This window comes from Croceicoccus marinus (genome assembly GCF_001661675.2).
Classification (GTDB): Bacteria; Pseudomonadota; Alphaproteobacteria; order Sphingomonadales; family Sphingomonadaceae; genus Croceicoccus; species Croceicoccus marinus.
In genome coordinates, this window is the sequence record NZ_CP019602.1 from 1,097,305 (window position 1) to 1,122,092 (window position 24,788).

Genomic DNA, 24,788 nt, shown 5'->3' on the forward strand with positions numbered 1-24,788 from the left:
ATGCTGGCTGATAAGGACCGCATCTTCACTAACGTCTATGGCTATCAGCCATGGGGCCTTTCGGCTGCGCAGAAGCGCGGCGACTGGGACAATACGAAGGACATCCTTGCCAGGGGCCAGGATGCCATCATCGAGGAAATCAAGGCCTCGGGACTGCGCGGCCGCGGCGGGGCGGGTTTCCCGACCGGCCTCAAATGGTCGTTCATGCCCAAGGAAAGCCCGGACGGCCGTCCCAGCTTCCTGGTCATCAATGCCGACGAATCCGAACCTGGTTCGTGCAAGGACCGCGAGATCATCCGCCACGATCCGCACAAGCTGATCGAAGGCGCGCTGGTCGCCGGTTTCGCGATGCGTGCGCGCGCGGCCTATATCTACATCCGCGGCGAATATATCCGCGAGGCCGAGGTGCTGTTCGCGGCCGTGCAGGAGGCGTATGACGCCGGTCTGGTCGGCAAGAACGCGGCCGGTTCGGGCTATGACTTCGACGTCTTCGTCCACCGCGGCGCGGGCGCCTATATCTGCGGCGAAGAAACCGCGATGATCGAGAGCCTTGAGGGCAAGAAGGGCCAGCCCCGACTCAAGCCTCCGTTCCCGGCGGGCGCGGGCCTCTATGGCTGCCCGACCACGGTGAACAACGTGGAATCGATCGCGGTTGCGCCCACCATCATGCGGCGCGGCGCGGCGTGGTTCTCAAGCTTCGGGCGCGAGAACAACAAGGGCACCAAGCTGTTCCAGATCAGCGGGCACGTCAACAAGCCCTGCGTTGTCGAGGAAGCGATGTCGATCCCGTTCGGCGAGATGATCGAGCGGCATTGCGGCGGCATTCGCGGCGGCAAGGACAATCTGCTGGCGGTGATCCCCGGCGGATCGTCGGTCCCGCTGGTCCCCGCGGCCGAGATCTGGGACGCGCCGATGGACTTCGATGGATTGAAGGCCGTCGGTTCGGGGCTGGGAACGGCGGCGGTGATCGTCATGGACAAGTCCACCGACATCGTGAAGGCGATCAGCCGCATCAGCTATTTCTACAAGCATGAAAGCTGCGGCCAGTGCACGCCCTGCCGCGAAGGCACCGGCTGGATGTGGCGCGTGATGGAACGGCTGCGCACCGGCGAGGCGGCGGTCGAGGAAATCGACATGCTGTTCCAGGTGACCAAGCAGGTGGAAGGCCACACAATCTGCGCGCTGGGCGATGCGGCCGCATGGCCGATCCAGGGCCTGATCAAGCATTTCCGCCCCGAGCTCGAGCGCCGGATCGCAGAGGCAGGCAACATGGTGGAGGCCGCCGAGTAATGCCCAAGGTTACCGTAGACGGACAGGAAATCGAGGTCCCGCAGGGCGCGACCGTGCTGCAGGCCTGCGAGCTTGCGGGCAAGGAAATCCCGCGCTTCTGCTATCACGAGCGGCTGTCGATTGCCGGCAATTGCCGCATGTGTTTGGTCGAGGTGAAGCCCGGACCGCCCAAGCCGCAGGCGAGCTGCGCTCTGCCCGCGGCCGACGGGCAGGAGATCCGCACCGACAGCGAGATGGTCAAGAAGGCGCGCGAAGGGGTGATGGAGTTCCTCCTCATCAACCATCCGCTCGATTGCCCGATTTGCGACCAGGGCGGCGAATGCGACCTGCAGGACCAGGCAATGGCCTATGGCCGCGGCGCCACGCGCTATCACGAGAACAAGCGCGCGGTGACCGAGAAGTACATGGGCCCGCTGATCAAGACGATCATGACCCGCTGCATCCACTGCACCCGCTGCGTACGCTTCAGCGAGGAAATCGCCGGCGTGGACGAGATCGGCGCGCTGTATCGCGGCGAGAACATGCAGATCACGACCTATCTGGAAAAGGCCGCGAAGCACGAGCTTTCGGCCAATGTGATCGACCTGTGCCCGGTAGGCGCTCTCACCAGCCGTCCCTATGCGTATGAAGCGCGTCCGTGGGAGCTGAAGAAGACGCTGGGCATCGACGTGATGGACGCGGTCGGCGCGAATATCCGCATCGACAGCCGCGGGCGCGAGGTGCTTCGCATCCAGCCCCGCATCAACGACGACGTGAACGAGGAATGGATCGCCGACAAGTCGCGCTATGCGGTCGACGGGCTGACGCGCCGCCGTCTCGACAAGGTGTGGATCCGCAAGGCCGGCAAGCTGGAACAGGCCAGCTGGGACGAGGCATTCGGGGCAATCGCGGCGGCCAGGGCCGGCAAGGATATTGCCGTCGTCTATGGCGACCTTGTCGATTGTGAGACGATGTTCGCGGCCAAGGCGCTGCTGAAGGCCTGCGGCTCGACGCTGATCGAAGGGCGTCAGACCGGGCTGGTCTATGACACCTCGAACCTGGCGGCGGTGAACTTCAACACCACTTTGGCTCAGATCGAGAATGCCGACGCCGTGCTGGTGATCGGCAGCCAGATCCGGCACGAGGCGCCGCTGCTGAACGTGCGCCTGCGCAAGGCGGTGAAGGGCGGGGCGAAAATCTTCCACGTCGGTCCGGAATACGAGACGACCTATGCGGCGACGTTCCTTGGCAATGATCTGTCGGTGCTGAACGCGCTGGGCAGCGATGTCGTCGACGCGATGAAGGGGGCCGAGCGGCCCGCTATCATCGTCGGCGGTGCGGCGCTGGGCCGCGGCGCGCTGGGCAAGGCGCTGGCGCTGGCCACCGAGTTCAATGTCGTCAAGGACGGCTGGAACGGCTTCAACGCGCTGCATTTCTCGCCCTCGCGCATGGGCGGGCTGCTGCTCGGCCTCGCGCAGAAGGGCGGCATGGCGGACCTCGCGGCGGCGAAGCCCAGGGTCCTGCTGTCGCTGGGCGCGGACGAGATGGATTATGAACCGTTCGGCGACGCATTGAAGGTCTATATCGGCCATCACGGCGACAAGGGCGCGCACGCGGCGGACATCATCCTGCCGGCCGCCGCCTTTACCGAGAAGGCGGGCACCTACGTCAATATCGAAGGGCGCGTGCAGCGGTCCGAGAAGGCCGTGTTCGCCCCCGGCGATGCGCGCGAGGACTGGACCATCCTGCGCGCGCTGGCGGATGCGCTGGGCGTTTCGGTTGGTTTCGACAATTTCGAACAGCTTCGCGCGGCGATGTTCGCGGATACGCCAGCGCTGGCACACGAAGGGCTCGTCGATCTGCGCGTGTCGCTTCCGGCGGGCGGGGGTGACGCTTCAGGCGTGATCGGCAATTATCCGATTGCCGATCCCTATCTCACCAACCCGATCCTGCGCGCCAGCCCGACGATGCAGCGCTGCTCGTCTGAACTGTGGCACGGCGAAACCGTTGCGGAGGCCGCGGAATGACCGACTTTCTCGTTGATCTCGGCATACAGTATGGCTGGGCCTGGTTCCTGGCCACGGTCGCGGGCGTGCTGCTGATCGCCCTGCCGCTGATGCTGGGCGTTGCCATGATCATCTATGCCGACCGCAAGATCTGGGCCGCCATTGCGCTTCGCAAGGGTCCCAATGTTGTCGGCCCGTTCGGCTTGCTGCAAAGCTTTGCAGACGGCCTCAAGGTGTTCCTGCAGGAAACGATCATCCCCTCGGCGTCGAACAAGGGCCTGTTCCTGATCGCGCCGATCATAACCTTTACGGTGGCGCTACTGGCCTGGGCCGTTGTGCCGTTCGGTCCGGGCATGGTGCTGGCCGACATCAATATCGGCCTGCTCTACATCCTGGCGATCAGTTCGCTGGGGGTGTACGGCGTGGTGATCGCGGGCTGGGCGTCGAATTCGAAATATCCGTTTTTCAGTGCGATGCGTGCTGCCGCTCAGATGATTTCCTATGAAGTCTCGATCGGCTTCATCCTGATCTGCGTCATCCTGTTCGCCAATACCAACAATCTGACCCTGATGATCGAGGCGCAGCGCGGCTTCGGCCTGGGCTTCGTCAACGGGTTCGTGTTCCACCTCCTGCTGTTCCCGATGTGGGTGCTGTTCCTGATCTCGGGCATGGCGGAAACCGCGCGCGCGCCGTTCGACCTGACCGAGGCGGAGAGCGAGCTCGTAGCCGGTTACCAGACCGAATATTCGTCGATGAGCTTCGCGCTCTTCTGGCTGGGCGAATATGCCAACGTGCTGCTGATGTGCGCGCTGAACGCGATCCTGTTCTTCGGTGGCTGGCTTCCGCCGTTCGACTGGGAGCCGCTGTATCTCATCCCCGGGATCGTCTGGTTCCTGCTGAAGATCCTGTTCTTCTTCTTCATCTTCAGCTGGGTAAAGGCCACCGTGCCCCGCTTCCGCTATGACCAGCTGATGCGTCTTGGCTGGAAGATCTTCCTGCCGATGAGCCTGCTGTTCGTCGTGCTCGTTTCCGGCTGGCTTATGCTGACGAGGTATTCATGAGCGTCGCTCATCTCATAAAATCGTTCACCCTTTGGGAATTCCTGAAGGCGCACACGCTGACGCTGAAGTATTTCTTCAAGCCCAAGGCGACGATCAACTATCCGTTCGAGAAGAACCCGCTGAGCCCTCGGTTCCGCGGCGAACATGCGCTGCGCCGCTATCCCAACGGGGAGGAGCGCTGCATCGCGTGCAAGCTGTGCGAAGCGGTCTGCCCCGCGCAGGCAATCACCATCGAGTCCGAACCGCGCGCCGACGGCAGCCGCCGCACCACGCGTTACGACATCGACATGACGAAGTGCATCTACTGCGGTTTCTGCCAGGAAGCCTGCCCGGTCGATGCCGTCGTCGAGGGGCCGAATTTCGAATATGCCACCGAAACGCGTGAAGAACTTCTTTACGACAAGGCGAAACTGCTGGCGAACGGGGACAAGTGGGAGCGGGCGATTGCCGCGAACCTTGAAGCCGATGCGCCGTATCGCTAGGGGCGCGCTCGCGGGACATCAAAACCCATGATCCAGACCATCACCTTCTATCTCTTCGCGGCCATCGTGATTGCATCGGCCTGCTTCGTCATTCTGGCGAGGAATCCCGTGCATTCGGTCCTGTGGCTCATCCTTGCCTTCTTCAACGCCGCGGCGCTGATGGTGCTGGTGGGGGCAGAGTTCATCGCGATGCTGCTTGTCATCGTCTATGTGGGCGCGGTTGCCGTGCTGTTCCTGTTCGTGGTCATGATGCTCGACATCGACTTTTCGGAACTGCGCGCCGGCTTCGTCAAGAACGCGCCGCTGGGCGTGGCCATCGCGGTCGTGCTGTTCGTCGAGCTGTTCGTGGGCCTCGTCGCCTATAACGCGGGCGGGCTGGAACTGGGCACCCCCGACGGGCTGAACGCGCCGGTGCTGGGCCGCAGCAATATCGCCTCGATCGGGGCGCTGCTCTATTCGCGCTATCTCTTCCTGTTCGAGGCGGCGGGCGTGATCCTCCTGGTCGCCATGGTCGGCGCCATCGTGCTGACCCTGCGCCATCGCCCCGAAGTGCGCGGCCAGGACATCTCGAAGCAGGTGAAGCGCCGTCCGGAAGAAGCCATCGTCAAGACCCGTCCCGAAGTGGGCGCGGGCGTGAAACTGTAAGGAGGGCGCCGTGATCGGAATCGAACATTACGTCGTCGTCAGCTCGATCCTGTTCGTGCTGGGCGTGCTGGGCATCTTCCTCAACCGCAAGAACGTGATCGTCATCCTGATGGCGATCGAGCTGATCCTGCTGGCGGTGAACATCAATTTCGTCGCCTTCAGCGCCTTCCTCAGCGACCTGACCGGCCAGATCTTCGCCATGTTCGTCCTGACCGTAGCGGCGGGCGAAGCGGCGATCGGACTTGCGATCCTGGTCATCTATTTCCGTGGCCGCGGCACGATCGCGGTGGACGATATCCACCGGATGAAGGGATAAGGCCGCCCGCCATGATCCAGATACTCGTCTTTGCGCCGCTGCTGGCGGCGATCGTTGCCGGTTTGGGCAATCGTTCGATCGGATCCTTTCCGGCGAAAGTGATCACCACCGGCGCGCTGTTCCTGTCCTGCGCGCTGGCATGGATGATCTTCGTGCCCTTCATGACGGGCGGGGCCAGTGCCTATGTCGCGCCGGTGCTGAAATGGGTCCAGTCCGGCGACATGAGCTTCGACTGGGCGCTGCGCGTGGATACTTTGACTGCCGTGATGCTGGTGGTGATCACCAGCGTTTCCGCGCTCGTGCACCTCTATTCGTGGGGGTACATGGACGAGGATCCGGACCAGCCGCGCTTCTTCGCCTATCTGTCGCTGTTCACCTTTGCCATGCTGATGCTGGTGACGGCCGACAACCTCGTCCAGATGTTCTTCGGCTGGGAAGGGGTCGGCCTTGCGTCCTATCTGCTGATCGGCTTCTGGTTCAAGAAGCCCAGCGCCAATGCCGCCGCGATCAAGGCTTTCGTGGTCAACCGCGTGGGCGACCTTGGCTTCATGCTGGGCATCTTCGGCACGTTCCTGGTGTTCAACACGACCTCGATATCCGAGATACTGGCCGCCGCGCCGGGCATGCAGGGTTCGACGATCTCCTTCCTCGGCATGCGCCTCTACACGATGGATATTCTTTGCCTGCTGCTATTCGTCGGCGCGATGGGCAAGTCGGCGCAGCTTGGCCTGCACACCTGGCTTCCCGACGCGATGGAGGGTCCGACCCCCGTGTCGGCGCTGATCCACGCAGCGACCATGGTCACCGCGGGCGTTTTCATGGTGTGCCGCCTGTCCCCGATGTTCGAGGTTGCACCGGTTGCCTCCGGCTTCGTGATCGCGATCGGCGCGCTGACCTGTTTCTTCGCCGCCACCGTCGGCACGACGCAAACCGACATCAAGCGCGTGATCGCCTATTCGACCTGTTCGCAGCTGGGCTACATGTTCTTTGCGGCGGGTGTGGGCGCCTATAACGCGGCGATGTTTCACCTGTTCACCCACGCCTTCTTCAAGGCGCTGCTGTTCCTGGGCGCAGGCTCTGTCATCCATGCGATGCACCATGAACAGGACATGCGCTATTACGGCGGGCTGCGTAAGCAGATCCCCATCACCTTCTGGGCGATGATGGCCGGCACGCTGGCGATCACCGGCGTGGGGCTGTGGTTCGCGCATGTCGGTTTCGCGGGCTTCTATTCCAAGGACGCGATCCTAGAATCCGCCTTCGCGCGCGGGACCGAGCTGTCGCAGGTTGCCTTCTTCCTCGGCATCTTTGCGGCGCTGCTGACCAGCTTCTACAGCTGGCGCCTGATGTTCCTCACCTTCTGGGGCAAGCCGCGCTGGATCGAGAGCGAGCATATCCAGCACGCCGTGCACCACGGCCATGACGAGCCGGACGAGCACAATCCCGCGCATCAGGAAAATGCAGGGCACGACCCGCATCATCCTGCGGACCCGGCGCATGCGCATGACGGAACCGGCGGCTATCACCCGCACGAAAGTCCGGCGGTCATGCTGCTGCCGTTGATCGTGCTGTCGATCGGCGCGGTGTTCGCGGGCGCGGTGTTCAGCCACGCCTTCCTCGACAGTGCAGAGTTCTGGGGCGGCTCGCTCTACTACAACGAGCATCTGGTCCATGCGATGCACGCGGTTCCGGCCTGGGTGAAGATTGCCCCCGGCCTGGTCATGCTGATCGGCCTGGCGATCGCGTGGAACAACTATATCCGCGACACCAGTGCACCGGCCCGTTTCGTCGGCCAGTTCGGCTTCCTGTACCGCTTCCTCAAGAACAAGTGGTACTTTGACGAGCTGTATCACACCATTTTCGTGAAGCCCGCCTTCTGGCTTGGCCGCAAGTTCTGGACCATCGGCGACATCGGGATCATCGATCGCTTCGGACCCAATGGCGCGGCGTCGCTCGTCGCGGCCAGCTCGCGCTTCGCGAGCAAGGTGCAGACGGGTTATCTTTATTCCTATGCTCTGATCATGCTGCTGGGCCTTGTCGCCGCGGTCAGCTGGGTCATTGCAACGATGGCGGGGCAGTAAGTTCGTGGACGGCTTTCCGATCCTTTCGCTCATGCTTCTGGTGCCGCTTGTCGGCGCCGTCGCATGCTTCTTCGTTTCCGCGCAGACGGCGCGGTTGGTGGCGCTGGCGGCGACCCTGGTCGACCTTGCGCTCGGCATATTGCTGTGGGGTGCCTTCGACATCGGCGGCGCGCAGTGGCAGTTTACGGAGCGGGCCGACCTGTTCGCCGGCTTCAGCTGGGCGCTGGGCATCGACGGTATCGCTCTGCTGCTGATCCTGCTGACGGTGTTCCTGATGCCGATCTGCATCGGCGCCAGCTGGCATTCGATCCAGAAGCGCGTGGGCGAATACATGGCCGCGTTCCTGCTGATGGAACTGCTGATGATCGGCGTGTTCGCCGCGCAGGACCTGTTCCTGTTCTACATCATGTTCGAGGCTGGCCTGATCCCGATGTATCTGATCATCGGCATCTGGGGCGGCGACAACCGGATCTACGCGGCATACAAGTTCTTCCTGTATACGCTGATCGGGTCGGTGCTAATGCTGATAGCGATGTTCTGGATGGTCCGCGAGGCGGGCACCACCGACATCCCGACGTTGATGGCCTATGACTTCCCGGCCGGGGCGCAGACCTGGCTGTGGCTTGCCTTCTTCGCCAGCTTTGCCGTGAAGATGCCGATGTGGCCGGTGCATACCTGGTTGCCCGATGCGCACGTCCAGGCACCCACCGCCGGATCGGTGATCCTGGCGGGCGTGCTGCTGAAGATGGGCGGCTATGGCTTCATCCGCTTCGCGATTCCGATGTTCCCCGAGGCCAGCGTCCAGTTCGCCTGGCTGGTCTTCGCGCTGTCGATGATCGCGGTCGTGGTCACCAGCCTGATCGCGCTGGTCCAGCACGACATGAAGAAGCTGATCGCCTATTCCTCGGTCGCCCACATGGCGATCGTGACCGCGGCATTGTTCGCGTTCAACGTGCAGGGCTTCGAAGGCGCGATGATGGTGATGCTGGGCCACGGCCTGGTGTCGGGCGCATTGTTCCTGTGCGTGGGCGTGATCTACGACCGGCTGCACACGCGCGAGATCGAGCGTTACGGCGGCCTTGCGATCAACATGCCGAAATACGCCATCTTCTTCCTGCTGTTCACCATGGCCTCGATCGGCTTGCCGGGCACCAGCAATTTCATCGGCGAGTTCCTGGGCCTTGCCGGCATCTACCAGGCGTCGAGCTGGGTGGCGCTGGTCTGCACCACCGGCATCATCCTGGGCGCGGGCTACATGCTCTATCTCTATCGCCGCGTGGCGTTCGGCGGGCAGAGGAACGCCGATGCGGCGGCGATGCCGGATCTGGACGGACGCGAATGGATGATGATGGTTCCGCTGGCGGCCGCGACCCTGTGGATGGGTATCTATCCCGAGAGTTTCCTGGCGCCGATGCGCAGCGACATCGAATGGCTGGACCAGCGGCTTGCAAGCGTGGCGCCCCCGGGCGACGCCCATCTCGCCATGCCCAGACTCGAAGCGCAGGCGGCCGCGGCCACTGCCGAAGAACACCATGATATGGGTGAGGGTGCCCACTGATGACCGATTTCTCGCAATCCCTCGCGCTTATCGTCGCAGAGGAAATCCTCACCGTTGCCGGCCTGATCCTGCTGCTGGCAGCTGCGTGGCTGGGCGATAAGGCCTCGCGCGGCATCTCGATCGCAGCGGTCGCCACCTTTGCGGCCTGTGCCGCCTTCGCGATCCCGACGCTTGCCGGCGGCCTGATGGGTCCGGACCGGATCGCGTTCATGGGCCAGTACAACGCCGATGCGTTCTCGGCCTTTGCCAAGCTTCTGATCTATCTGTCGGCGGCGGTCACGCTGATGGTCGCGCCGCGCTTCCTCGACCAGTACGGGGCGATGCGGGCGGAATTCCCGGTGCTGGTGCTGTTCGCGGTGCTCGGCATGAACCTGATGGTGTCGGCGGGCGACTTCCTCACGCTGTATATCGGGCTCGAGCTCAATTCGCTCTCGGCATATGTGCTGGCCTCCTTCCTGCGCACGGATGAGCGTTCGGCCGAAGCCGGTCTCAAATATTTCGTCCTGGGCGCGCTGGCCAGCGGCATCATCCTGTTCGGCATGAGCCTGACCTATGGCTTTACCGGCAGCACCGATTTCTCCGCCGTTCGCCTGGCGATGACCGGGCAGATCGGGATCGGGGCGATCTTCGGGCTGGTGTTCGTGCTGGCGGGCCTGGCGTTCAAGATCAGCGCGGTGCCGTTCCACATGTGGACACCCGACGTCTATGAGGGTGCGCCGACTCCGGTCACCACCTTCTTCGCCACCGCTCCCAAGGTTGCCGCACTTGCGCTGACCATGCGGGTCGCGCTGGGCGCGTTCGGCGGGCAGGTCGGCGCGTGGCAGCAGATCGTGATCTTCGTGGCGCTCGCCTCGATCGTGGTCGGTGCGCTGGGTGCGATCGGACAGGCGAACATCAAGCGCCTGCTGGCGTTCTCGTCGATCAACAATATCGGCTTCCTGCTGATCGGCCTTGCCGCCGCTACGCCGGAAGGCGCTTCGGCCATGCTGGTCTATCTTGCCATCTATGTCGCCATGAGCATCGCGGGCTTTACCGTCGTGCTGATGCTGCGCGACGTCGACGGCCGCCCGGTCGAGGCGATTGCCGACCTGGCGGGGCTGTCGTCGGTGCGTCCGGCGATGGCGTGGGCGTTGCTGGCGGTCATGTTCAGCCTTGCCGGCATTCCGCCGCTGTTCGGTTTCTGGGGCAAGTTCGTGGTGTTCCAGGCGGCGGTTGATGCCAATATGATCGCGCTTGCCGCCATCGGCATCGCGGCCAGCGTCATCGGTGCGTTCTACTATATCAAGGTGGTCAAGATCGCGTTCTTCGACGAGCCGAGCGGCCGTATCGCGGCAGAACGCGGGGCGCTGTCGCACCAGATCATCCTCCTGCTTGCCTGCCTGTTCATCTCGCCACTGGGTTATGTGCTGACGCCGTGGCTGGGCGCGATGGCGGACAGGGCGGCGCTGGCGCTGTTCTTCGTCGGCTGATCGCGTGATGGCGCCCGCGCCATCGGCCTTGCACCGGTTGGAGATCGTCGAGCAGGTCGGATCGACCAATGGCGAATTGCTTGCCCGGCTCTCGCGCGGCGAAGCGCTGCGCGAGGGTGACTGGCTGGTCGCAGACCGGCAGGTCGCCGGGCGAGGGCGCCTCGGCCGCGAGTGGCAGGACGGCGCGGGCAATTTCATGGGCTCGACCGTCGTGGCGATCGGGGCCGGCGATCCTCCGGCACATACGCTGGCGCTGGTGGCAGGTGTTGCCGTGCACCGGGCGGCTGCCGAACTTCTGCCGGATGCGGCCGGGCTGACGCTGAAATGGCCCAACGACCTGCTGCTGGACGGCGCCAAGCTGGCCGGCATCCTGCTGGAGCGGCGCGGCGATCATGTCGTGGTCGGCGTCGGCGTCAATCTCGTCCAGGCGCCCAAGCTGGCCGATCGGCAGACGGTCGCGCTCGCGGATATAGGACTGGCGGTCCCGCGCGATGACTTCGCGGATGCGCTCGCCCGCACATTCGCCGACGAACTGGCGTCGTGGCGCTCCTCCGGGCTTCACCAGACCGTAGCACGATGGACGCAGCGGGGTCCGGTCGTCGGAACCCGGCTCGTCGTCAATCCCGCGACCGAGGACCGCCTGACCGGGCAGTATCGCGGCCTGGATCCGGCTGGGGCGTTGCTGCTGCGCTTGGCGGGCGGGGCCGATCGTGCCATTCACGCGGGCGAGGTTGAACTGCTCCGCAACGAAGAGGATTGAGATGCTGCTCGCCTGCGACGTCGGCAATACGAATATCGTCTTCGCCCTGATGGAAGGGGCGCAGGCGCGTACCCGCTGGCGCATCGCCACCGACGCGCGGCGCACGGCGGACGAATATGCCGTCTGGCTGATGCAGCTGTTCGCGCTTGAGGGGCTGGATTTCACCGCGGTGACGAAGATGATCGTCTCCACCGTTGTGCCGCGTGCGCGCCATAATCTGACCGTTCTGGGCGAGAAATATTTTGGCGGCACGCCGCTGTTCGCGGGCGAAGAGCCGGTCGGCTATGGCATCAGGGCCGATGTCGACGAACCGGGATCGCTGGGCGCGGACCGCGCGGTCAACATGGTCGCGGCGCATGATGCGTGGCAGGGCGACCAGATCATCATCGATTTCGGCACCGCGACGACCTTTGACGTAATCGATTTCGCCGGCACCTACAAGGGCGGCATCATCGCGCCCGGCATCAATCTCTCGCTCGACGCTCTTGTCAGCGCCGCGGCCAAGCTGCCGCGCATCGCCATCGAATCGCCCGGCGATGATCGCAGCGTCATCGGCCGCAACACCGAGAGCCAGATGCAGATCGGCGTATTCTGGGGCTATGTGGCCATGATCGAAGGGCTTGTCGCGCGGCTTAAGGCAGAGATCGGGCGGCCCGCGCGTATCGTGGCAACCGGCGGCCTGGCGGTGCTGTTCGACGAGTGTACCGAAATATTCGACCATATAGATGTCGATTTGACGCTGCGGGGTCTATCAATTCTGGCGGAGCGTACCGATATTACTGCGCGATGACTCCTAAAAATGAACTGATATTCCTCGCGCTCGGCGGGTCGGGCGAGATTGGCATGAACGTCAATCTCTACGGCTGCGACGGGAAATGGCTGATGGTCGACCTGGGCATGAGCTTTGCCGACCCCGGATACCCCGGCGTCGACCTTGTGTTCGCCGACCTCGACTTCATCGAGGAGCGGGCCGAGGATCTGGTCGGCATCGTGCTGACCCACGCGCATGAGGACCACATCGGCGCGGTCCCTTATTTCGCGGCCGATCTGGGCGTGCCGCTCTATGCCACGCCGTTTACCGCGTCGCTGGTGCGCGAAAAGCTGGTCGAAGCCGGCATCCAGGACGAGGTGGAGCTGCATGTCATCGACCATCTGGACAGCTTCCGTCCCGGCGGATCGATTTCTCCCTTCCAGGTCCGCTACGTTCCGCTGGCCCATTCGATCGCCGAGGGTAACGCCGTACTGGTCGAGACGCCCTATGGCCGCGTCTTCCACACCGGCGACTGGAAACTGGACGACGATCCGCAGGTCGGCGAACCCTCCACGCCCGAGGAACTGACCGAGATCGGGGACGAGGGCATTCTGGCGCTCGTGTGCGATTCGACCAATGTGTTCAACGCCGCCGCATCGGGCAGCGAGGGCGAGGTACGCACCGGCCTCGACGCCGAGGTGGCGCGTCACCGCGGCAAGCGCGTGCTGGTCACGACCTTCGCATCCAATGTCGCGCGGCTGCAGACGCTGGGGCAGGTGGCTAGGGATACCGGGCGGCAGCTGTGCGTCGCGGGGCGCTCGCTCGACCGCATCATCGGCGCCGCGCAGGCGAACGGCTATCTGCAGGATTTCCCCGATACGGTCGATTTCGACACCGCCATGAGGCTTCCGCGGGGCGAAGTGCTCATCATCGCGACCGGCGGCCAGGGCGAGCCGCGCGCCGCACTCGCCCGCATAGCGGCCGAACAGCATCCGCTCGACCTGGTGAAGGGCGACGTGGTGCTTTTCTCAAGCCGCCAGATCCCCGGTAACGAACTGGCCATCGGGCGCATCATGAACCAGCTCGCGGGACGCGGGATCGACATGGTGACCGACCGGCAGGAACTGATCCACGTGTCCGGCCACCCCGGCCGGCCCGAGCTCGAGGCTCTCTATGGCTGGATCAGGCCAGAAATCCTGGTTCCCGTGCATGGCGAGATGCGCCACATGGCCGAGCAGGCGCGCGTCGGCGCGAAGGCTGGCATCCCCAGCCAGGTCGTGCAGAAGAACGGCGACATCATCCGCCTCGCCCCCGGCAAGCCCGGCAAGATCGGCGAGAGCAAGGCGGGGCGGCTCGTGCTCGACGGCGACATCATCGTGCCTGCGGACGGCGAATCGATCGTCGAACGCCGGCGTCTCGCCAGCAACGGGCACATCACGGTCGTCCTCCCGCCCGCCGGATCGAAGGGCGAGGTCATGATCAACGCCATCGGCCTCCCGCTGGTCGAGGACATGGACGAGTTCCTGGACGAGGCGAAGAACGATGTGGCATCGGCGATCGCGCGGCTGAAGGGCCGCTCGCGCGAGCCCGAGGCGGTGCTGGAAGCGGCCCGGCTTGCCGCCCGCCGCGCGGCGCGGCGCTGGTCGGGCAAGAACCCGCAGGTCGCGGTGCTTGCGATGGGCGCGGGCTGAGCCTAATCCCGGGTCCATGCAATGGACCTCCGGAATCGCGATCTACTTCCTGTTGTGGATCTTCAGCGCCTTCATGGTGATGCCGTTCGGAATCCGGACGCACCAGGATGCAGGGACCGCGCCCGAAGCGGGCCACGCCGACAGCGCGCCGATCAACTTCCAGCCATGGCGCATCGTATGGCGCACCACTCTGGTGGCGGCCGTGCTGTTCGTGCTGTTCTACGTGAATTACGAGCAGGGCTGGATCACCGCCGAGGATATCGACTTCTTCCCCGCGCCCCCCGATCTTGAGGCGGAGCAGGCGCTGACCACCGCCGACCCGGCCCGCTAGGCCGGGCGGAACCGCAGAGAGGGCCCCGCCCGGCGATCCGTTACCGGCGCAGCCGCTCGATCGACTGGGCCAGCGCGACATAGAGCTTGCCCATGTCGCTCGACAGCACGGTCACCGCCAGCGAATTGCCTTCGCGGGTGGACAGCAGGTTGCGCAGCATCGCCTCGAAATCGTGGATGTAGCGATTGACGTGCTCGCGGAACTCGCTGTCCGCTTCGAAATGCTCGACGATCAGGCGGGCGTCGGCATTGTCGATCAGGCGCACGGCGCGGCGGGTGAAGATGCCGCGCTCGCCCTTCAGATAGGCCTGCCATGCGCTGTCGCTGACATCGGTCGACAGCACCTTGTCGATGTCGATCGCGGTCGAATTCAGCGATTCGGTGATCTGCGTCACACGGCGGGCGAAATGGTCGTCGATGTCCTCTTCGGCGCGGCGGCGCGCTTCGGCGACGCGATATTCCAGATGGCCGGTGATCTCGTTGACGCGGTTCAGATGCTCTTCCAGTTCCCCCGCGGCATCGCGGGCGGCGCTGGTCGCGCGCGACACCGCGGCGTCCAGCGTTTCCAGCGTGTCCCTGGTGCTGGCCTCGACCGCCTCGCGAACGACGATGCCGCTTTCTTGGGCCAGCTTATCGGCAATGGCCCGCACCGCGTCGGATGATGTGCCCTCGATATTGGCGACAGCCTCGCGGCTCGCTTCGGCGAGGCGGCTGATCGCGCCGCTCAGCGTGGCCTCGGCTGCTTCGGCCATGGCCTCGCTGTCGCTGCGGGCCAGGGCCAGCGTGTCGCGCAGATCGGCGATCTGCGCCGCATGCTCGCTGCCGCGTTCGTTCAGCCGGTCGTGCAATTGCTCAAGCTCCGCGATGGCCGAACGCGTGCTGTTGCGCGCAGCCTCGACCGCGTTGTCGAGCGACTTGCTGTTCTCTCCCGCTTCGCCCAACGCGGCGCGCAGGTCTTCCATGCGGTCGGCCACCGAAGTCACACGGGTCTCGGCCTCGTCCAGCGAAGCAGGCAGCGCCTCGCGCGTGTGGCGCGAGCTCGCTTCGATCAGCTCGAGCAGGCGTACCGAATTGTCGGTCAGCGCCAGCACGGCCTTGTCGGTGCCCGACAGGGCTTCGCGGCTTTCGGTCAGCTTGGCGGCCAGCGCTGCCAGGCTGGCACAAACCAGCGATTCGGCCTCGCGCCCGCTTTCGGCGACCTGTTCCATCCGCTTGCCGAAATCGGCGATCCGGCCCGAAATGATCTCGGCATGGCGGGCCAGCGATTCGCTGGTCGCCTGCTGGCGGCGGCGGCGCTCGTCGAGTTCGCCGTCGATTTCGGCCAGCTGCGCGTCGAGCGTCGCCAAGCTTTCGCGGCCCGCGGCAATGCGTGCCTCGCGGCGTTCCTCGAAGCTGCGGTCGATCGTGTCGAGATGGTCCGCCGCGGCTTCGGTCATTTCGCGGCCCGCTGCCAGCTGGCGCAGGCGGCGTTCCTCGAACCCTTGCTCGATCGCCACGAACTGCTGCGCGATGGCTTCGCCGAATTCGCGCTGCACGTCGTGATAGGCCTGGCGACGCTGTTCGATCCGAGCGTCGAAATCGTCGAGCTGACCCGTCACCGCATCGCCGAACTCGCGCTGGGCGGTGATATAGCTCAGGCGGCGCTCCTCGATCCGGCCATCGACATCGTCGAGCTGGGTCGCAAGCGCCTCGGTCAGATAGCGGCCGGCAGCCTCGCCCTTCTGGCGGCGCTGCTCGATCTCGCCGTCCAGGGCTTCCAGCCCGGCGCGCAGGCGATCGGACAGCGCGCGGGTGGCCGCTTCGCTGCGCTCGATCCGCCCGGCAATCTCGGCTTCCAGCGTTTCGCCATGCTGAAGCAGCTCGCCATGCAGGCGCCCGATCTCGAGCGAGAGCATCGACACGCGCGAGCCGACCGTTTCCAGCGTTTCCTCGCTCTTGCGGTCGAGGCCGGAGAACATCGTCGCAGCCTCGCGCCCACCCTCGGCCATGCGGTCGCGCCAGGCGGCGATCGCCTCGCCGCCGACTTCGGCAAAGCGTTCCATCAGCGCGTCGGCTTCGTCGTTCACCGCGGTCAGGCGATTGCGCCAGCCGGTGATCGCACCTTCGCCCGAATGGTCGAAACCGGCAAAAAGCGTTTCCGCCTCGCGCCCCAGGTCGCCAAGCTGCTTGCGCAGCCGGTCCAGCGCCTCGGTCTCGCCGCGCGCAATGCGGCCCGCGATGTCGCCGCTTTCGCTTTCCAGCTTGGCAAGGCGCTCCTGCAGCGCGTCGACGGCATCGATCTCGGCTTCGGCCAGGCGGTTGCGCGCCTGGTCGAGAATGCGCTCCATCGCCTCGGCGCGTTCGCGAACGGCGGCCAGCGCGTCGATTTCCTGCTGGTCCAGCCGCTCGCGCAGTGCCGAACCCTCGGCATCAAGCGCGGCGAAGCGGTCGGAAGCGATCGATCCCAGCTGGTCCGCGCAGCGCTCGAACTCGGTCAGTGCCTCGTTCACGCGCGCGCGCATCTCGTCCACCTTCAGCGTCGAGGCTTCGCCTGCCTGGCCCAGCCTGCCGAACCCTTCGGTCAGGCGGTTCAGCTGGCCATGCGCGCCTTCGCCCGCCTGGCCGATCGAATTGACCAGGTCGCGCGCCGCATTGGTCAGCACCGGCAATTGCCCGCGCAGCTTCTCCATATTGTCGAGCGCCGCGCCCGACACGCCGTGCAGGCGATCGACCTGCTCTCCGTTATCGGTGATAAGATCCTGCAATCGACCGGCATTTTCGGACAGGCGCTCGCTCGCGATACGGCCCAGCGATTCAAGGTCGCGGCCCTGCGCGGTCAGGAATTCGCGCGCGATCGACAGTTCGGCGTTCACCTTGCCAAGCCGCTCCTCCAGCGCGATCGATTCGTGGCGCAGCGAGGCGGCGGCATCGGCGAAACGCCCCGCTTCGGCGCGGCTGTGACGCAGCGCCAGCATCCACAGCGCGACGATCAGCGCCGCCGGCATCGACCATTGCGCGATCAGCGCGGCCCAGGCAGCGAAATCGGCGGGAACGGCGCCGTCAGACAGTTGCGCGAAAGCGAAGAAGCCCGTCCACAGCGCAAGCGCCAGCACGGCGAGGGCAGGGACGATCCAGCCCGCGCTGCGCGGTGCAACGGCCTCGAAGGCGGGATCGGCGTGGGCCATGTCGTCGGCCACCTCGTAATGCCCGTCATATTGATGGGCGTCGGGATGGGACCGCGCATCGTCGCGCTCGAAACCGGCGGATTCGGTTGCCTGTGCCGTATCCTCCTGATCTTCCTGTCCAAAGCGGATGATATTGCGCCGTCTGTTCATGCTGATAGCCCGTCCCGATCCTAAGCCCCACGATCTAGCACAGAACCCGCATTGTTACAGGCCCCGCTTCGGCATTTCTGGGGAAGGCGCGGGGCAGGTTACGGTGGATAAGACGGTAACGCAGCGGCCCGGGCCAGCGCCTGCGTCGCAAGCCTTTGCACAGATCGCGCGCACCATCTTGCGCGGGGGCGCTTTTCCGCCGCATGAGGGGCACTGTTCGCCGACGCGGCGGGGCAAGATTGGGTGTGGTCCTTGCGCATAGCAGTCATTTCAATGCTGGAACCGGTGGAAGGCGGCGACCGACCGTCGGCCTCGCTGCGCATTGCCGGCGAGCCGGTCGCACGCCACCAGCTCGAGATTGCGGCGGCTGCCGGTGCCAAGCGCGTTCTCGTGCTCGGCGATCCGGGCGACGAACGGGTCGAGATGATGCTGGGCGCGGCGCGCGTGGCGGGGCTTCCGGCCAAGATCGTGCGCGATGCGCCCGCATTCTGCGGGGAGGTGACCGCAGCGGACGAACTTCTGGTATTCGGCGATTCGCTGATGGCCGATGCCTCGCTGGCGCTGGACCTCAGCAGCGGGCGCGGCGTGGCGACCCTGCCTGTCGAGCAGGGGCTGGCCGCGGGGTTCGAACGCATCGATGCCGAATATGCATGGGCAGGCGTGATGGTGGTGCCCGGATCGCTGGCGGAACGGCTGCGTGAACTGCCCCGCGATTGCGATATCGCGTCTTCGCTGCTGCGGATCGCGCTGATGACGCGGCTTCAGGCGCATCCCGTCGATGTGGCGGCCCTGTCCGATGGCCGCTGGACCCTGATCCGCAGCGAGGCGGATGCGCAGGCGGCGGAAAGGCGCCGCCTCGCCAGCACCATCGCCGAGGCTAGCGGACAGACCGTCGGCACCAGGATCGCGGCGCGCGCGGCCCAGCAATTCGGCGCCCGGCTGCTTGAGCAGGATCACAGCGATCTGCTGCTGGCGGCGATCGGACTGCTGCTGGTCGGCGCTGCGCTGGCGGCCACGGGTTTCCAGATCGGCTGGCTGGCCTTCTTGTTCATGGGGCTGAGCTGGATGGTCCTGCGCGGCCACCGCGTGCTGCAGGCGGTGCGCCGCCAGACGCGCATGCGGCCGCGCGGGCGCGACATCGGGTCGCTGCTGTTCCTGGCATTCGACGGCGTGATGGTGGCGGTGATCGCGATCAACGGCGGACCGGGCCTGGCGCGGTCGCCCGCCTGGTTCGCGGCGTTCATGGCCATTGCGCTGCTGCGGCTTGGCGCGGCGGAATTTCCCCATGTACCGATTCGCCCATGGCTGGACGACCGTTTCCTGCTGTGCCTTGCGCTTGCGCTATCGGCCATCTGGGGGGGACCGATACTGCTTTCGATGCTCCTCGCAGGAGCCATTGCGCTGGGGTGGATTGCCCTTACGTTCCAAACGGGAACGGCTCGTACGAAACTAACGCGCCCTTAACCACACGGTGATATGCCAAGCCCATGGGCGAACTGGAAAAGACCGGCGGAATAGCCTCCGCCATGCGCTCCGAACTGAAGCGCGGAGATCGGGTGCTGGGCGCGCGCGGCGTTGTGCTGCGCCATATCATCGGGTGCGAGGATCGCGCCATGTTCTCGGATGCGATCGTGGCGCGCGTGCGCGGGCTGGCGAACGATGTCGCCGCGCAGCTTGCGATCAGCCTGGCCGAAGCGGCGGGAGAGAAAGAGCCCGAGCAATGGGTGGAACATCTGGCCGAACCGCTCGCCGGCGCGCTGATTGATGAGCCGATGCTGCTCGAACATCTCCATTCGGTGTCGATGGAATGGCAGCTTACCGAAAGCCTTGAGCGGCGCGCAGGCATGGATCCCGCGCTCTCACCGCTGCTGCAGACGCTGATCAGCGCCGACGATCCCAATGCCAGCTCGCTCGCCATGGACCTGCTGACCGGGCAGGCAGCTTTCGTGCGCCACATGCAGCGCATGACCTTGCCGCTGGTCGAGCTTCCCGCCGATGTGCTGTTCGCCGTGCTGAACACGCTGCGCGGCGTGGTCGCAGGCGACCTCAGCTTCGAACAGCATGCGCGTACGGCGGAGCATGCGATCCGCACCCAATATGACGAATCGACCACGCGCATCGCGGTCGCCAACCGGCTGGTCCGTGCACTTGGGGCAGGGGCCTTTGCCGCGCTGTCGGTCAGCCATGCGGGCGTCGCGGTGTTCCTGTCCGCGCTGGCCGCGGCGACGGGGGAAACGCGCGACGACGTGGCGTCCTCTACCGGCGAAAGCCAGCTTGCGCGCCTGGCGCTGTCGCTGCGCGCCGCCGGCCTGGGCGACAAGGAGATCGAGCGCGAGTTCTTCGCGATCCATCCCGACATCACGCTGCCCGACAATTTCGCCGCGCTGCGCGGGAATGACGCGCAGGCCCTTCTGACCGGCGGGACGCCAGGGTCCGGCCCCGATTCGGGTTACGAGCCGGAACGCTGAAAATGGCCGAAGGTACCCTCGCACCGACCGGCGCGACCGCTGCGCTGACCGCGCGCAGCGATGCGCAGGACCGGCTGGTCGCGGCGGATCAGCGGCTGCTGGTGCTACAGCGCGAATGCGGCGGGGACATGCCCGGGCTGATCGCGGTCCCCGAACTGATGCAACTGGTCCGCAAGTCACGCGCCTATGGCATGAAGCTGGCGCAGGCGCTGACGGTCACCCATCCCGGCGGCTCGCTGAAGGGCTGGGCCGAGATCGAGCCCGACGATGAGGGCTGCACCATCCGCCTGTCCGACTGGCACGCGATGGATGCAGTTCCGGCTACTGGCGACCAGCCCGCTGGCGCAGAGGACGACGAGGCCGCCGAAACGCGCCTTGCGATCGAGCAATTGCTGGCAGAAGCGGTGCTTTGGCTCGACGGGCAGCAGAACATCGTCGCACTCGAGACGGAGTGCACCGAATTGTCGCCGATGGTGGCGCGCGCGCGGCGTCAGCGCGGCCAGAACTGGTCTACCCTGTTCCAGACCGACGGCGACGTGCAGTCGCACTGGAGCCTGCGCAGCGGCATCATCGCCGGTATCGAGGAATCGGAACGGCGCTGGCATCTGATGCTGACGGGCGGCACGACGGGAAATGCAGGCCAGCAGATCCTGATCCGCCGGCACGAGGAACCGATTTCCGCCAAGCCCGCGAATGATGAGGATTTGCTGCCGGGCGATCTCTTGTCCCAGCAGCTTGCTCCCGCGCTCGATGCGCCGGTTCGCCGGATCATCCAGCTGGGCGAGATCATGCGCGACCGCCTGGCCGGTCCGCTTTCGCGCGAATATGTCAGCTATGCGGGCGACATCGTCGATGCCGCCAAGCATCTCGCCGGCCTGGCGCAATCGTTGTCGGATGGAGAGGACGAGCCCGAGCCCGACATGGTCCCGGTGGTGCCGGGAGAGATCGCCGAGAGCGCCTGCCGTTTCCAGACCACGCGCGCCGCGCGCAAGCAGGCGCGCTTCACCATCGCCTTCGACCCGGCCCGGGCGCTGGGCGACCGGCGCTGGTGCATGCAGATACTGCTCAATCTGCTGGGCAATGCAGTGGACTACGGTCCGCGCGGCGGGGAAATATTCGTCGATTGCGCCGCCGAAGGCCCCTGGGTCAGCGTCAGCGTCACCGATGAGGGCAAGCCGCTTTCGGCGCAGGACTGCGAAAAGATCTTCGCAAAATATGAACGGCTCGGCCGCGAGGGCGACGGCACCGGCCTTGGCCTGCATATCGCCCGGCGGTTGGCCGAAGCGATGGGCGGCAGCCTGACGGTTTCGCTTGGAAAGCGCGGCGGCAATTGTTTCACGCTTCGGCTGAAGGCGGCGGACGAAGCCGCGGCCGAATAAGGCCGGGTTCAGCGCCCGCTGCGGCGCCGCCGCACGATCCACACCAGTATCAGCCCGGCAGCCATCGCCAATACGCCGATATAGGCCCATTGACGCTTGCCGATCATGAAGCTGTCGGCAGGCCAGCCGACGAAGCCAAGTCCTTGCAGCGTCCACAGCACGCCCAAAAGAAAAATGACGATGCCGAGGACGGTTAAGGCCAGTCTCCGCATCGTCATTTCCTTCGTAACTATCTCAGTCCAGGCGATTACCGCTGGGCGATAGGCACATAATCGCGCTTCTCCGGGCCGGTGTAAAGCTGGCGCGGGCGGCCGATTCGCTGGCCGGGATCGGAAATCATCTCGTTCCACTGCGCGACCCAGCCGACGGTGCGGGCAAGGGCGAACAGCGCGGTGAACATCTCGGTCGGGAAGCCGATCGCCGACAGGATCACGCCCGAATAGAAGTCCACGTTGGGGAACAGCTTCTTCTCGACGAAATAATCGTCGTTCAAGGCCATTTCCTCAAGCTGCAGGGCAACCTCGAACACGGGGTCGCTGACGTTCAGCGCATCGAACACCTCGCGCACCGTCTTCTGCATCACGGTCGCCCGCGGGTCGTAGTTCTTGTAGACGCGGTGGCCAAAGCCCATCAGGCGGAACGGATCGTCCTTGTTCTTGGCGCGCGCGATATATTCGGGAATCTTGTCCGGCGTCCCGATCTCGTGGAGCATGTTGAGCGCGGCCTCGTTCGCGCCGCCATGCGCTGGGCCCCACAGACAGGCGATGCCCGCCGCGATGCATGCGAACGGATTGGCACCCGACGAACCCGCCAGCCGCACGGTCGAGGTCGACGCGTTCTGCTCGTGATCGGCATGCAGGATGAAGATGCGGTCCAGCGCCTTCTCGACCGCGGGTACGACTTCATATTCCTCGGCGGGAACGCCGAAGGTCATGCGCAGGAAATTGCCGGTATAGCTCAGCCGGTTGTCGGGCTGCATGAAGGGCTGACCGATCGCGTATTTGTAAGCCATGGCCGCGATCGTCGGCATCTTGGCGATCAAGCGGTGCGAGCTGATCTTGCGGTGCTCGGGGTCCGAGATGTCGGTGCTGTCGTGATAGAACGCCGACAGCGCGCCGACCACGCCGCACATGATCGCCATCGGGTGCGCATCGCGGCGGAAGCCCTGGTAGAACTGGCGCAGCTGGTCATGCAGCATGGTGTGGCGAGTAATGGTGAACTCGAAAGTATCAAGCTCGTCCTTGGACGGCAGCTCGCCGTTCAGCAGCAGGTAGGACACTTCCATGAAGCTGGAATTTTCCGCCAGCTGGCCGATGGGATAGCCGCGGTGCAGCAGCACGCCTTCCTCGCCATCGATGAAGGTCAGGCCCGAATCGCAGCTGGCCGTCGACGTGAAACCGGGGTCATAGGTGAACATGCCCGTCTTGCCGTAGAGCTTGCCGATATCGACGACATCCGGCCCAAGCGTCCCGCTCTTCATCGGAAATTCGTAGTCGCCGCCCCCTGCGGTCAGTTTCGCCGTATCGCCCACTTACTCACTCCTCTTCTTCTGATGTCTTAGTTTCCTGCGGCGGTGCTTCAGTCAAGCTCCGATCCGGCAGGCGCCGATGCACCGGCATGGTCGCGAATGCGCGCAAGGCTCTCCTCGCGTCCAAGCAGCACCAGCACGTCGAAGATGCCGGGCGAGGTCGACTGCCCGGTCAGCGCCGCGCGCAGCGGCTGTGCGATCTTGCCAAGACCCAGCTCGCGTTCCTCGGCCATGGCTTTCAGATTGTCTTCCAGCGGCCCGGCAGCCCAGTCGTCCGCCGCGTCCAGCCGTGATGCGACATCGCCCAGCAGCGCGTGTGCGCCTTCGGCCTGCAGCAGCACGGCAGCCTTGTCGTCCAGCGGCAGCGGCCGCTGTCGGAACAGGAACAAAGCGCCTTGCGCCAGTTCATCCATGTTCTTCGCCCGCGCCTTGAGCGACGGCATCGCCGCGATCAGCAGGTCGCGGTGCTTCGCCGCATCGAAACCGGGCTCCAGCGCAGCGATGCGCGGGGCCGCCAGATCGGCCAGGCGCGCATCATCCGCTTCGCGCATGTACTGGCCGTTCATATTGGCCAGCTTCTTCAAGTCGAAACGCGACGCGCTCTTGCCCACGGCGGGCAGGTCGAACAGCTCGACCGCTTCGTCGCGGCTGAAGATTTCCTGGTCGCCGTGACCCCAGCCAAGGCGCAGCAGGTAATTGGACACCGCCTCGGGCAGCAGGCCCATCTCGTCGCGATAGGCATCGACGCCCATGGCGCCGTGGCGCTTGGACAGCTTCGCCCCGTCGGCGCCGTGGATCAGCGGGATATGGGCATAGACCGGATCGTCCCAGCCGCCTTCGACGTCGTGCATCGCGCGATAGATCGGAAGCTGGCGAAACGCATTGTTCAGATGGTCGTCGCCGCGGATAACATGGGTCACGCCCATGTCGTGATCGTCGACCACCACGGCCAGCATATAGGTCGGCGACCCGTCGGAACGCAGCAGGATGTAGTCGTCGATCTCGGCGTTCTTCACCTCGACCCGGCCCTGCACGGCATCCTCGATCACCAGCGAGCCTTCTTCCGGCGTCTTCAGCCGGACGACGAAGGGCGCGCCGGCCGGCGCCTCGGAAGGATCGCGGTGGCGCCAGCGGCCGTCATAGCGCAGCGGCTTCCTGGCGGCGCGCTGCTCGGCGCGCATCTGCTCAAGCTCTTCGGACGTGGCATAGCAGCGATAGGCGTGGCCCGCTTCCAGCAGCTTGAAGGCAACCTCGGCATGGCGAGCGGCGCGTTCCGACTGGAACACCGGCTCCTCGTCGTAATCAAGGCCCAGCCATTCCAGCCCGTCGAGAATCGCGTCGATGGCTTCCTGCGTCGAGCGGGCCTTGTCCGTATCCTCGATCCGCAGCAGCGCCTTGCCGCCGAAATGCCGGGCATAAAGCCAGTTGAACAGCGCGGTGCGCGCGCCGCCGATATGCAGGAAACCCGTGGGCGAGGGCGCGAAACGCGTGACGACAGTCCCTTGCGCGGTTGCTTTCGCGTTGCCGCTGTCGGTTCCGTCTGCCTGGCCGCTTGCCATCTGCGCGTGCTTCCTCTTTCAATGCATGTCATGGGCGAACCGCTCGAACCGGAGAAGACGTTTCATGAATGACTTGCGCGGCGCCATGGGGAAGGGCCGTGCCAGTACCGTCGTTCCGATA

The 24,788-nt window shown here is 65.2% G+C and carries 20 protein-coding genes; 16 read left to right on the top strand and 4 right to left on the bottom strand.

Annotated features, from left to right (window positions below):
* From nuoF to A9D14_RS05345, 13 genes are read left to right on the top strand one after another with little or no spacing between them, the layout of a single operon-like run.
* Complete coding sequence (gene nuoF, locus A9D14_RS05285; RefSeq protein ID WP_066843641.1) at positions 1-1,290, top strand: NADH-quinone oxidoreductase subunit NuoF; 1,290 nt, start codon at positions 1-3, stop codon at positions 1,288-1,290.
* Entirely contained in the window at positions 1,290-3,296 is a 2,007-nt protein-coding gene (gene nuoG / locus A9D14_RS05290; RefSeq protein ID WP_066843648.1) for an NADH-quinone oxidoreductase subunit NuoG, read from the top strand. Before nuoF ends, nuoG begins: the two co-directional genes overlap by 1 nt.
* Positions 3,293-4,336, top strand: a complete 1,044-nt coding sequence (gene nuoH, locus A9D14_RS05295; protein ID WP_066843650.1) for an NADH-quinone oxidoreductase subunit NuoH — start codon at positions 3,293-3,295, stop codon at positions 4,334-4,336. Before nuoG ends, nuoH begins: the two co-directional genes overlap by 4 nt.
* The gene (nuoI, locus tag A9D14_RS05300; RefSeq protein WP_066843652.1) at positions 4,333-4,818 is read left to right on the top strand and encodes an NADH-quinone oxidoreductase subunit NuoI; all 486 of its coding nucleotides are present in this window, start codon (positions 4,333-4,335) and stop codon (positions 4,816-4,818) included. Before nuoH ends, nuoI begins: the two co-directional genes overlap by 4 nt.
* Positions 4,819-4,845: 27 nt before the next feature.
* Positions 4,846-5,463: an NADH-quinone oxidoreductase subunit J gene (locus A9D14_RS05305; protein ID WP_066843654.1), complete on the top strand. Its 618-nt coding sequence runs from the start codon at positions 4,846-4,848 to the stop codon at positions 5,461-5,463.
* 10 nt (positions 5,464-5,473) lie between these two features.
* Positions 5,474-5,779, top strand: a complete 306-nt coding sequence (gene nuoK / locus A9D14_RS05310) for an NADH-quinone oxidoreductase subunit NuoK (protein ID WP_066843658.1) — start codon at positions 5,474-5,476, stop codon at positions 5,777-5,779.
* Between the two features lie 11 nt (positions 5,780-5,790).
* Complete coding sequence (gene nuoL, locus A9D14_RS05315; RefSeq protein WP_066843661.1) at positions 5,791-7,860, top strand: NADH-quinone oxidoreductase subunit L; 2,070 nt, start codon at positions 5,791-5,793, stop codon at positions 7,858-7,860.
* Positions 7,861-7,891: 31 nt separating this feature from the next.
* Positions 7,892-9,418 carry an NADH-quinone oxidoreductase subunit M gene (locus A9D14_RS05320; protein ID WP_066848355.1) on the top strand — a complete coding sequence of 509 codons (1,527 nt, stop codon included), beginning with the start codon at positions 7,892-7,894 and terminating at the stop codon, positions 9,416-9,418.
* On the top strand, positions 9,418-10,887 hold the full coding sequence (gene nuoN / locus A9D14_RS05325; RefSeq protein WP_066843663.1) for an NADH-quinone oxidoreductase subunit NuoN: 1,470 nt from the start codon (positions 9,418-9,420) through the stop codon (positions 10,885-10,887). The genes A9D14_RS05320 and nuoN overlap by 1 nt, the downstream gene beginning before the upstream one ends.
* A 7-nt stretch (positions 10,888-10,894) precedes the next feature.
* The gene (locus A9D14_RS05330) at positions 10,895-11,647 is read left to right on the top strand and encodes a biotin--[acetyl-CoA-carboxylase] ligase (protein ID WP_066843666.1); all 753 of its coding nucleotides are present in this window, start codon (positions 10,895-10,897) and stop codon (positions 11,645-11,647) included.
* A gap of 1 nt (position 11,648) precedes the next feature.
* Positions 11,649-12,437, top strand: a complete 789-nt coding sequence (locus A9D14_RS05335) for a type III pantothenate kinase (RefSeq protein WP_066843669.1) — start codon at positions 11,649-11,651, stop codon at positions 12,435-12,437.
* A complete protein-coding gene (locus A9D14_RS05340) occupies positions 12,434-14,089 on the top strand; it encodes a ribonuclease J (protein WP_066843672.1) in 1,656 nt (551 codons plus the stop codon). The genes A9D14_RS05335 and A9D14_RS05340 overlap by 4 nt, the downstream gene beginning before the upstream one ends.
* 16 nt (positions 14,090-14,105) lie before the next feature.
* Positions 14,106-14,420, top strand: a complete 315-nt coding sequence (locus A9D14_RS05345; RefSeq protein WP_066843678.1) for a DUF1467 family protein — start codon at positions 14,106-14,108, stop codon at positions 14,418-14,420.
* A 40-nt stretch (positions 14,421-14,460) separates the two neighbouring features.
* Here A9D14_RS05345 and A9D14_RS05350 read toward each other — a convergent pair whose 3' ends face one another.
* On the bottom strand, positions 14,461-17,733 hold the full coding sequence (locus tag A9D14_RS05350) for a coiled-coil domain-containing protein (RefSeq protein ID WP_066843679.1): 3,273 nt from the start codon (positions 17,731-17,733) through the stop codon (positions 14,461-14,463).
* Positions 17,734-18,006: 273 nt separating this feature from the next.
* Here A9D14_RS05350 and A9D14_RS05355 point away from each other — a divergent pair, with 273 nt between their 5' ends.
* From A9D14_RS05355 to A9D14_RS05365, 3 genes are read left to right on the top strand one after another with little or no spacing between them, the layout of a single operon-like run.
* Positions 18,007-19,197, top strand: a complete 1,191-nt coding sequence (locus A9D14_RS05355; RefSeq protein ID WP_066843682.1) for a hypothetical protein — start codon at positions 18,007-18,009, stop codon at positions 19,195-19,197.
* Positions 19,198-19,220: 23 nt separating this feature from the next.
* Entirely contained in the window at positions 19,221-20,201 is a 981-nt protein-coding gene (locus A9D14_RS05360) for a hypothetical protein (protein WP_066843685.1), read from the top strand.
* 2 nt (positions 20,202-20,203) lie between these two features.
* A complete protein-coding gene (locus A9D14_RS05365) occupies positions 20,204-21,580 on the top strand; it encodes a sensor histidine kinase (protein WP_066843688.1) in 1,377 nt (458 codons plus the stop codon).
* A gap of 8 nt (positions 21,581-21,588) precedes the next feature.
* Here A9D14_RS05365 and A9D14_RS05370 read toward each other — a convergent pair whose 3' ends face one another.
* Genes A9D14_RS05370 through gltX form a run of 3 tightly spaced genes read right to left on the bottom strand, consistent with a single transcriptional unit; the run spans position 21,589 to position 24,667 of the window.
* The gene (locus A9D14_RS05370; RefSeq protein ID WP_083987995.1) at positions 21,589-21,792 is read right to left on the bottom strand and encodes a hypothetical protein; all 204 of its coding nucleotides are present in this window, start codon (positions 21,790-21,792) and stop codon (positions 21,589-21,591) included.
* Between the two features lie 35 nt (positions 21,793-21,827).
* Positions 21,828-23,111, bottom strand: a complete 1,284-nt coding sequence (locus A9D14_RS05375) for a citrate synthase (protein ID WP_066843694.1) — start codon at positions 23,109-23,111, stop codon at positions 21,828-21,830.
* 47 nt (positions 23,112-23,158) lie between these two features.
* On the bottom strand, positions 23,159-24,667 hold the full coding sequence (gltX, locus tag A9D14_RS05380; protein ID WP_066843697.1) for a glutamate--tRNA ligase: 1,509 nt from the start codon (positions 24,665-24,667) through the stop codon (positions 23,159-23,161).
* Positions 24,668-24,788: the final 121 nt, after the last annotated feature.

Coding starts and splice junctions, on each gene's coding strand:
- nuoF (WP_066843641.1), top strand. CDS start 1: ATGCTGGCTGATAAGGACCGCATCTTCACTAACGTCTATGGCTATCAG.
- nuoG (WP_066843648.1), top strand. CDS start 1,290: ATGCCCAAGGTTACCGTAGACGGACAGGAAATCGAGGTCCCGCAGGGC.
- nuoH (WP_066843650.1), top strand. CDS start 3,293: ATGACCGACTTTCTCGTTGATCTCGGCATACAGTATGGCTGGGCCTGG.
- nuoI (WP_066843652.1), top strand. CDS start 4,333: ATGAGCGTCGCTCATCTCATAAAATCGTTCACCCTTTGGGAATTCCTG.
- A9D14_RS05305 (WP_066843654.1), top strand. CDS start 4,846: ATGATCCAGACCATCACCTTCTATCTCTTCGCGGCCATCGTGATTGCA.
- nuoL (WP_066843661.1), top strand. CDS start 5,791: ATGATCCAGATACTCGTCTTTGCGCCGCTGCTGGCGGCGATCGTTGCC.
- A9D14_RS05320 (WP_066848355.1), top strand. CDS start 7,892: ATGCTTCTGGTGCCGCTTGTCGGCGCCGTCGCATGCTTCTTCGTTTCC.
- nuoN (WP_066843663.1), top strand. CDS start 9,418: ATGACCGATTTCTCGCAATCCCTCGCGCTTATCGTCGCAGAGGAAATC.
- A9D14_RS05330 (WP_066843666.1), top strand. CDS start 10,895: ATGGCGCCCGCGCCATCGGCCTTGCACCGGTTGGAGATCGTCGAGCAG.
- A9D14_RS05335 (WP_066843669.1), top strand. CDS start 11,649: ATGCTGCTCGCCTGCGACGTCGGCAATACGAATATCGTCTTCGCCCTG.
- A9D14_RS05340 (WP_066843672.1), top strand. CDS start 12,434: ATGACTCCTAAAAATGAACTGATATTCCTCGCGCTCGGCGGGTCGGGC.
- A9D14_RS05345 (WP_066843678.1), top strand. CDS start 14,106: ATGCAATGGACCTCCGGAATCGCGATCTACTTCCTGTTGTGGATCTTC.
- A9D14_RS05350 (WP_066843679.1), bottom strand. CDS start 17,733: ATGAACAGACGGCGCAATATCATCCGCTTTGGACAGGAAGATCAGGAG.
- A9D14_RS05355 (WP_066843682.1), top strand. CDS start 18,007: ATGCTGGAACCGGTGGAAGGCGGCGACCGACCGTCGGCCTCGCTGCGC.
- A9D14_RS05360 (WP_066843685.1), top strand. CDS start 19,221: ATGGGCGAACTGGAAAAGACCGGCGGAATAGCCTCCGCCATGCGCTCC.
- A9D14_RS05365 (WP_066843688.1), top strand. CDS start 20,204: ATGGCCGAAGGTACCCTCGCACCGACCGGCGCGACCGCTGCGCTGACC.
- A9D14_RS05370 (WP_083987995.1), bottom strand. CDS start 21,792: ATGCGGAGACTGGCCTTAACCGTCCTCGGCATCGTCATTTTTCTTTTG.
- gltX (WP_066843697.1), bottom strand. CDS start 24,667: ATGGCAAGCGGCCAGGCAGACGGAACCGACAGCGGCAACGCGAAAGCA.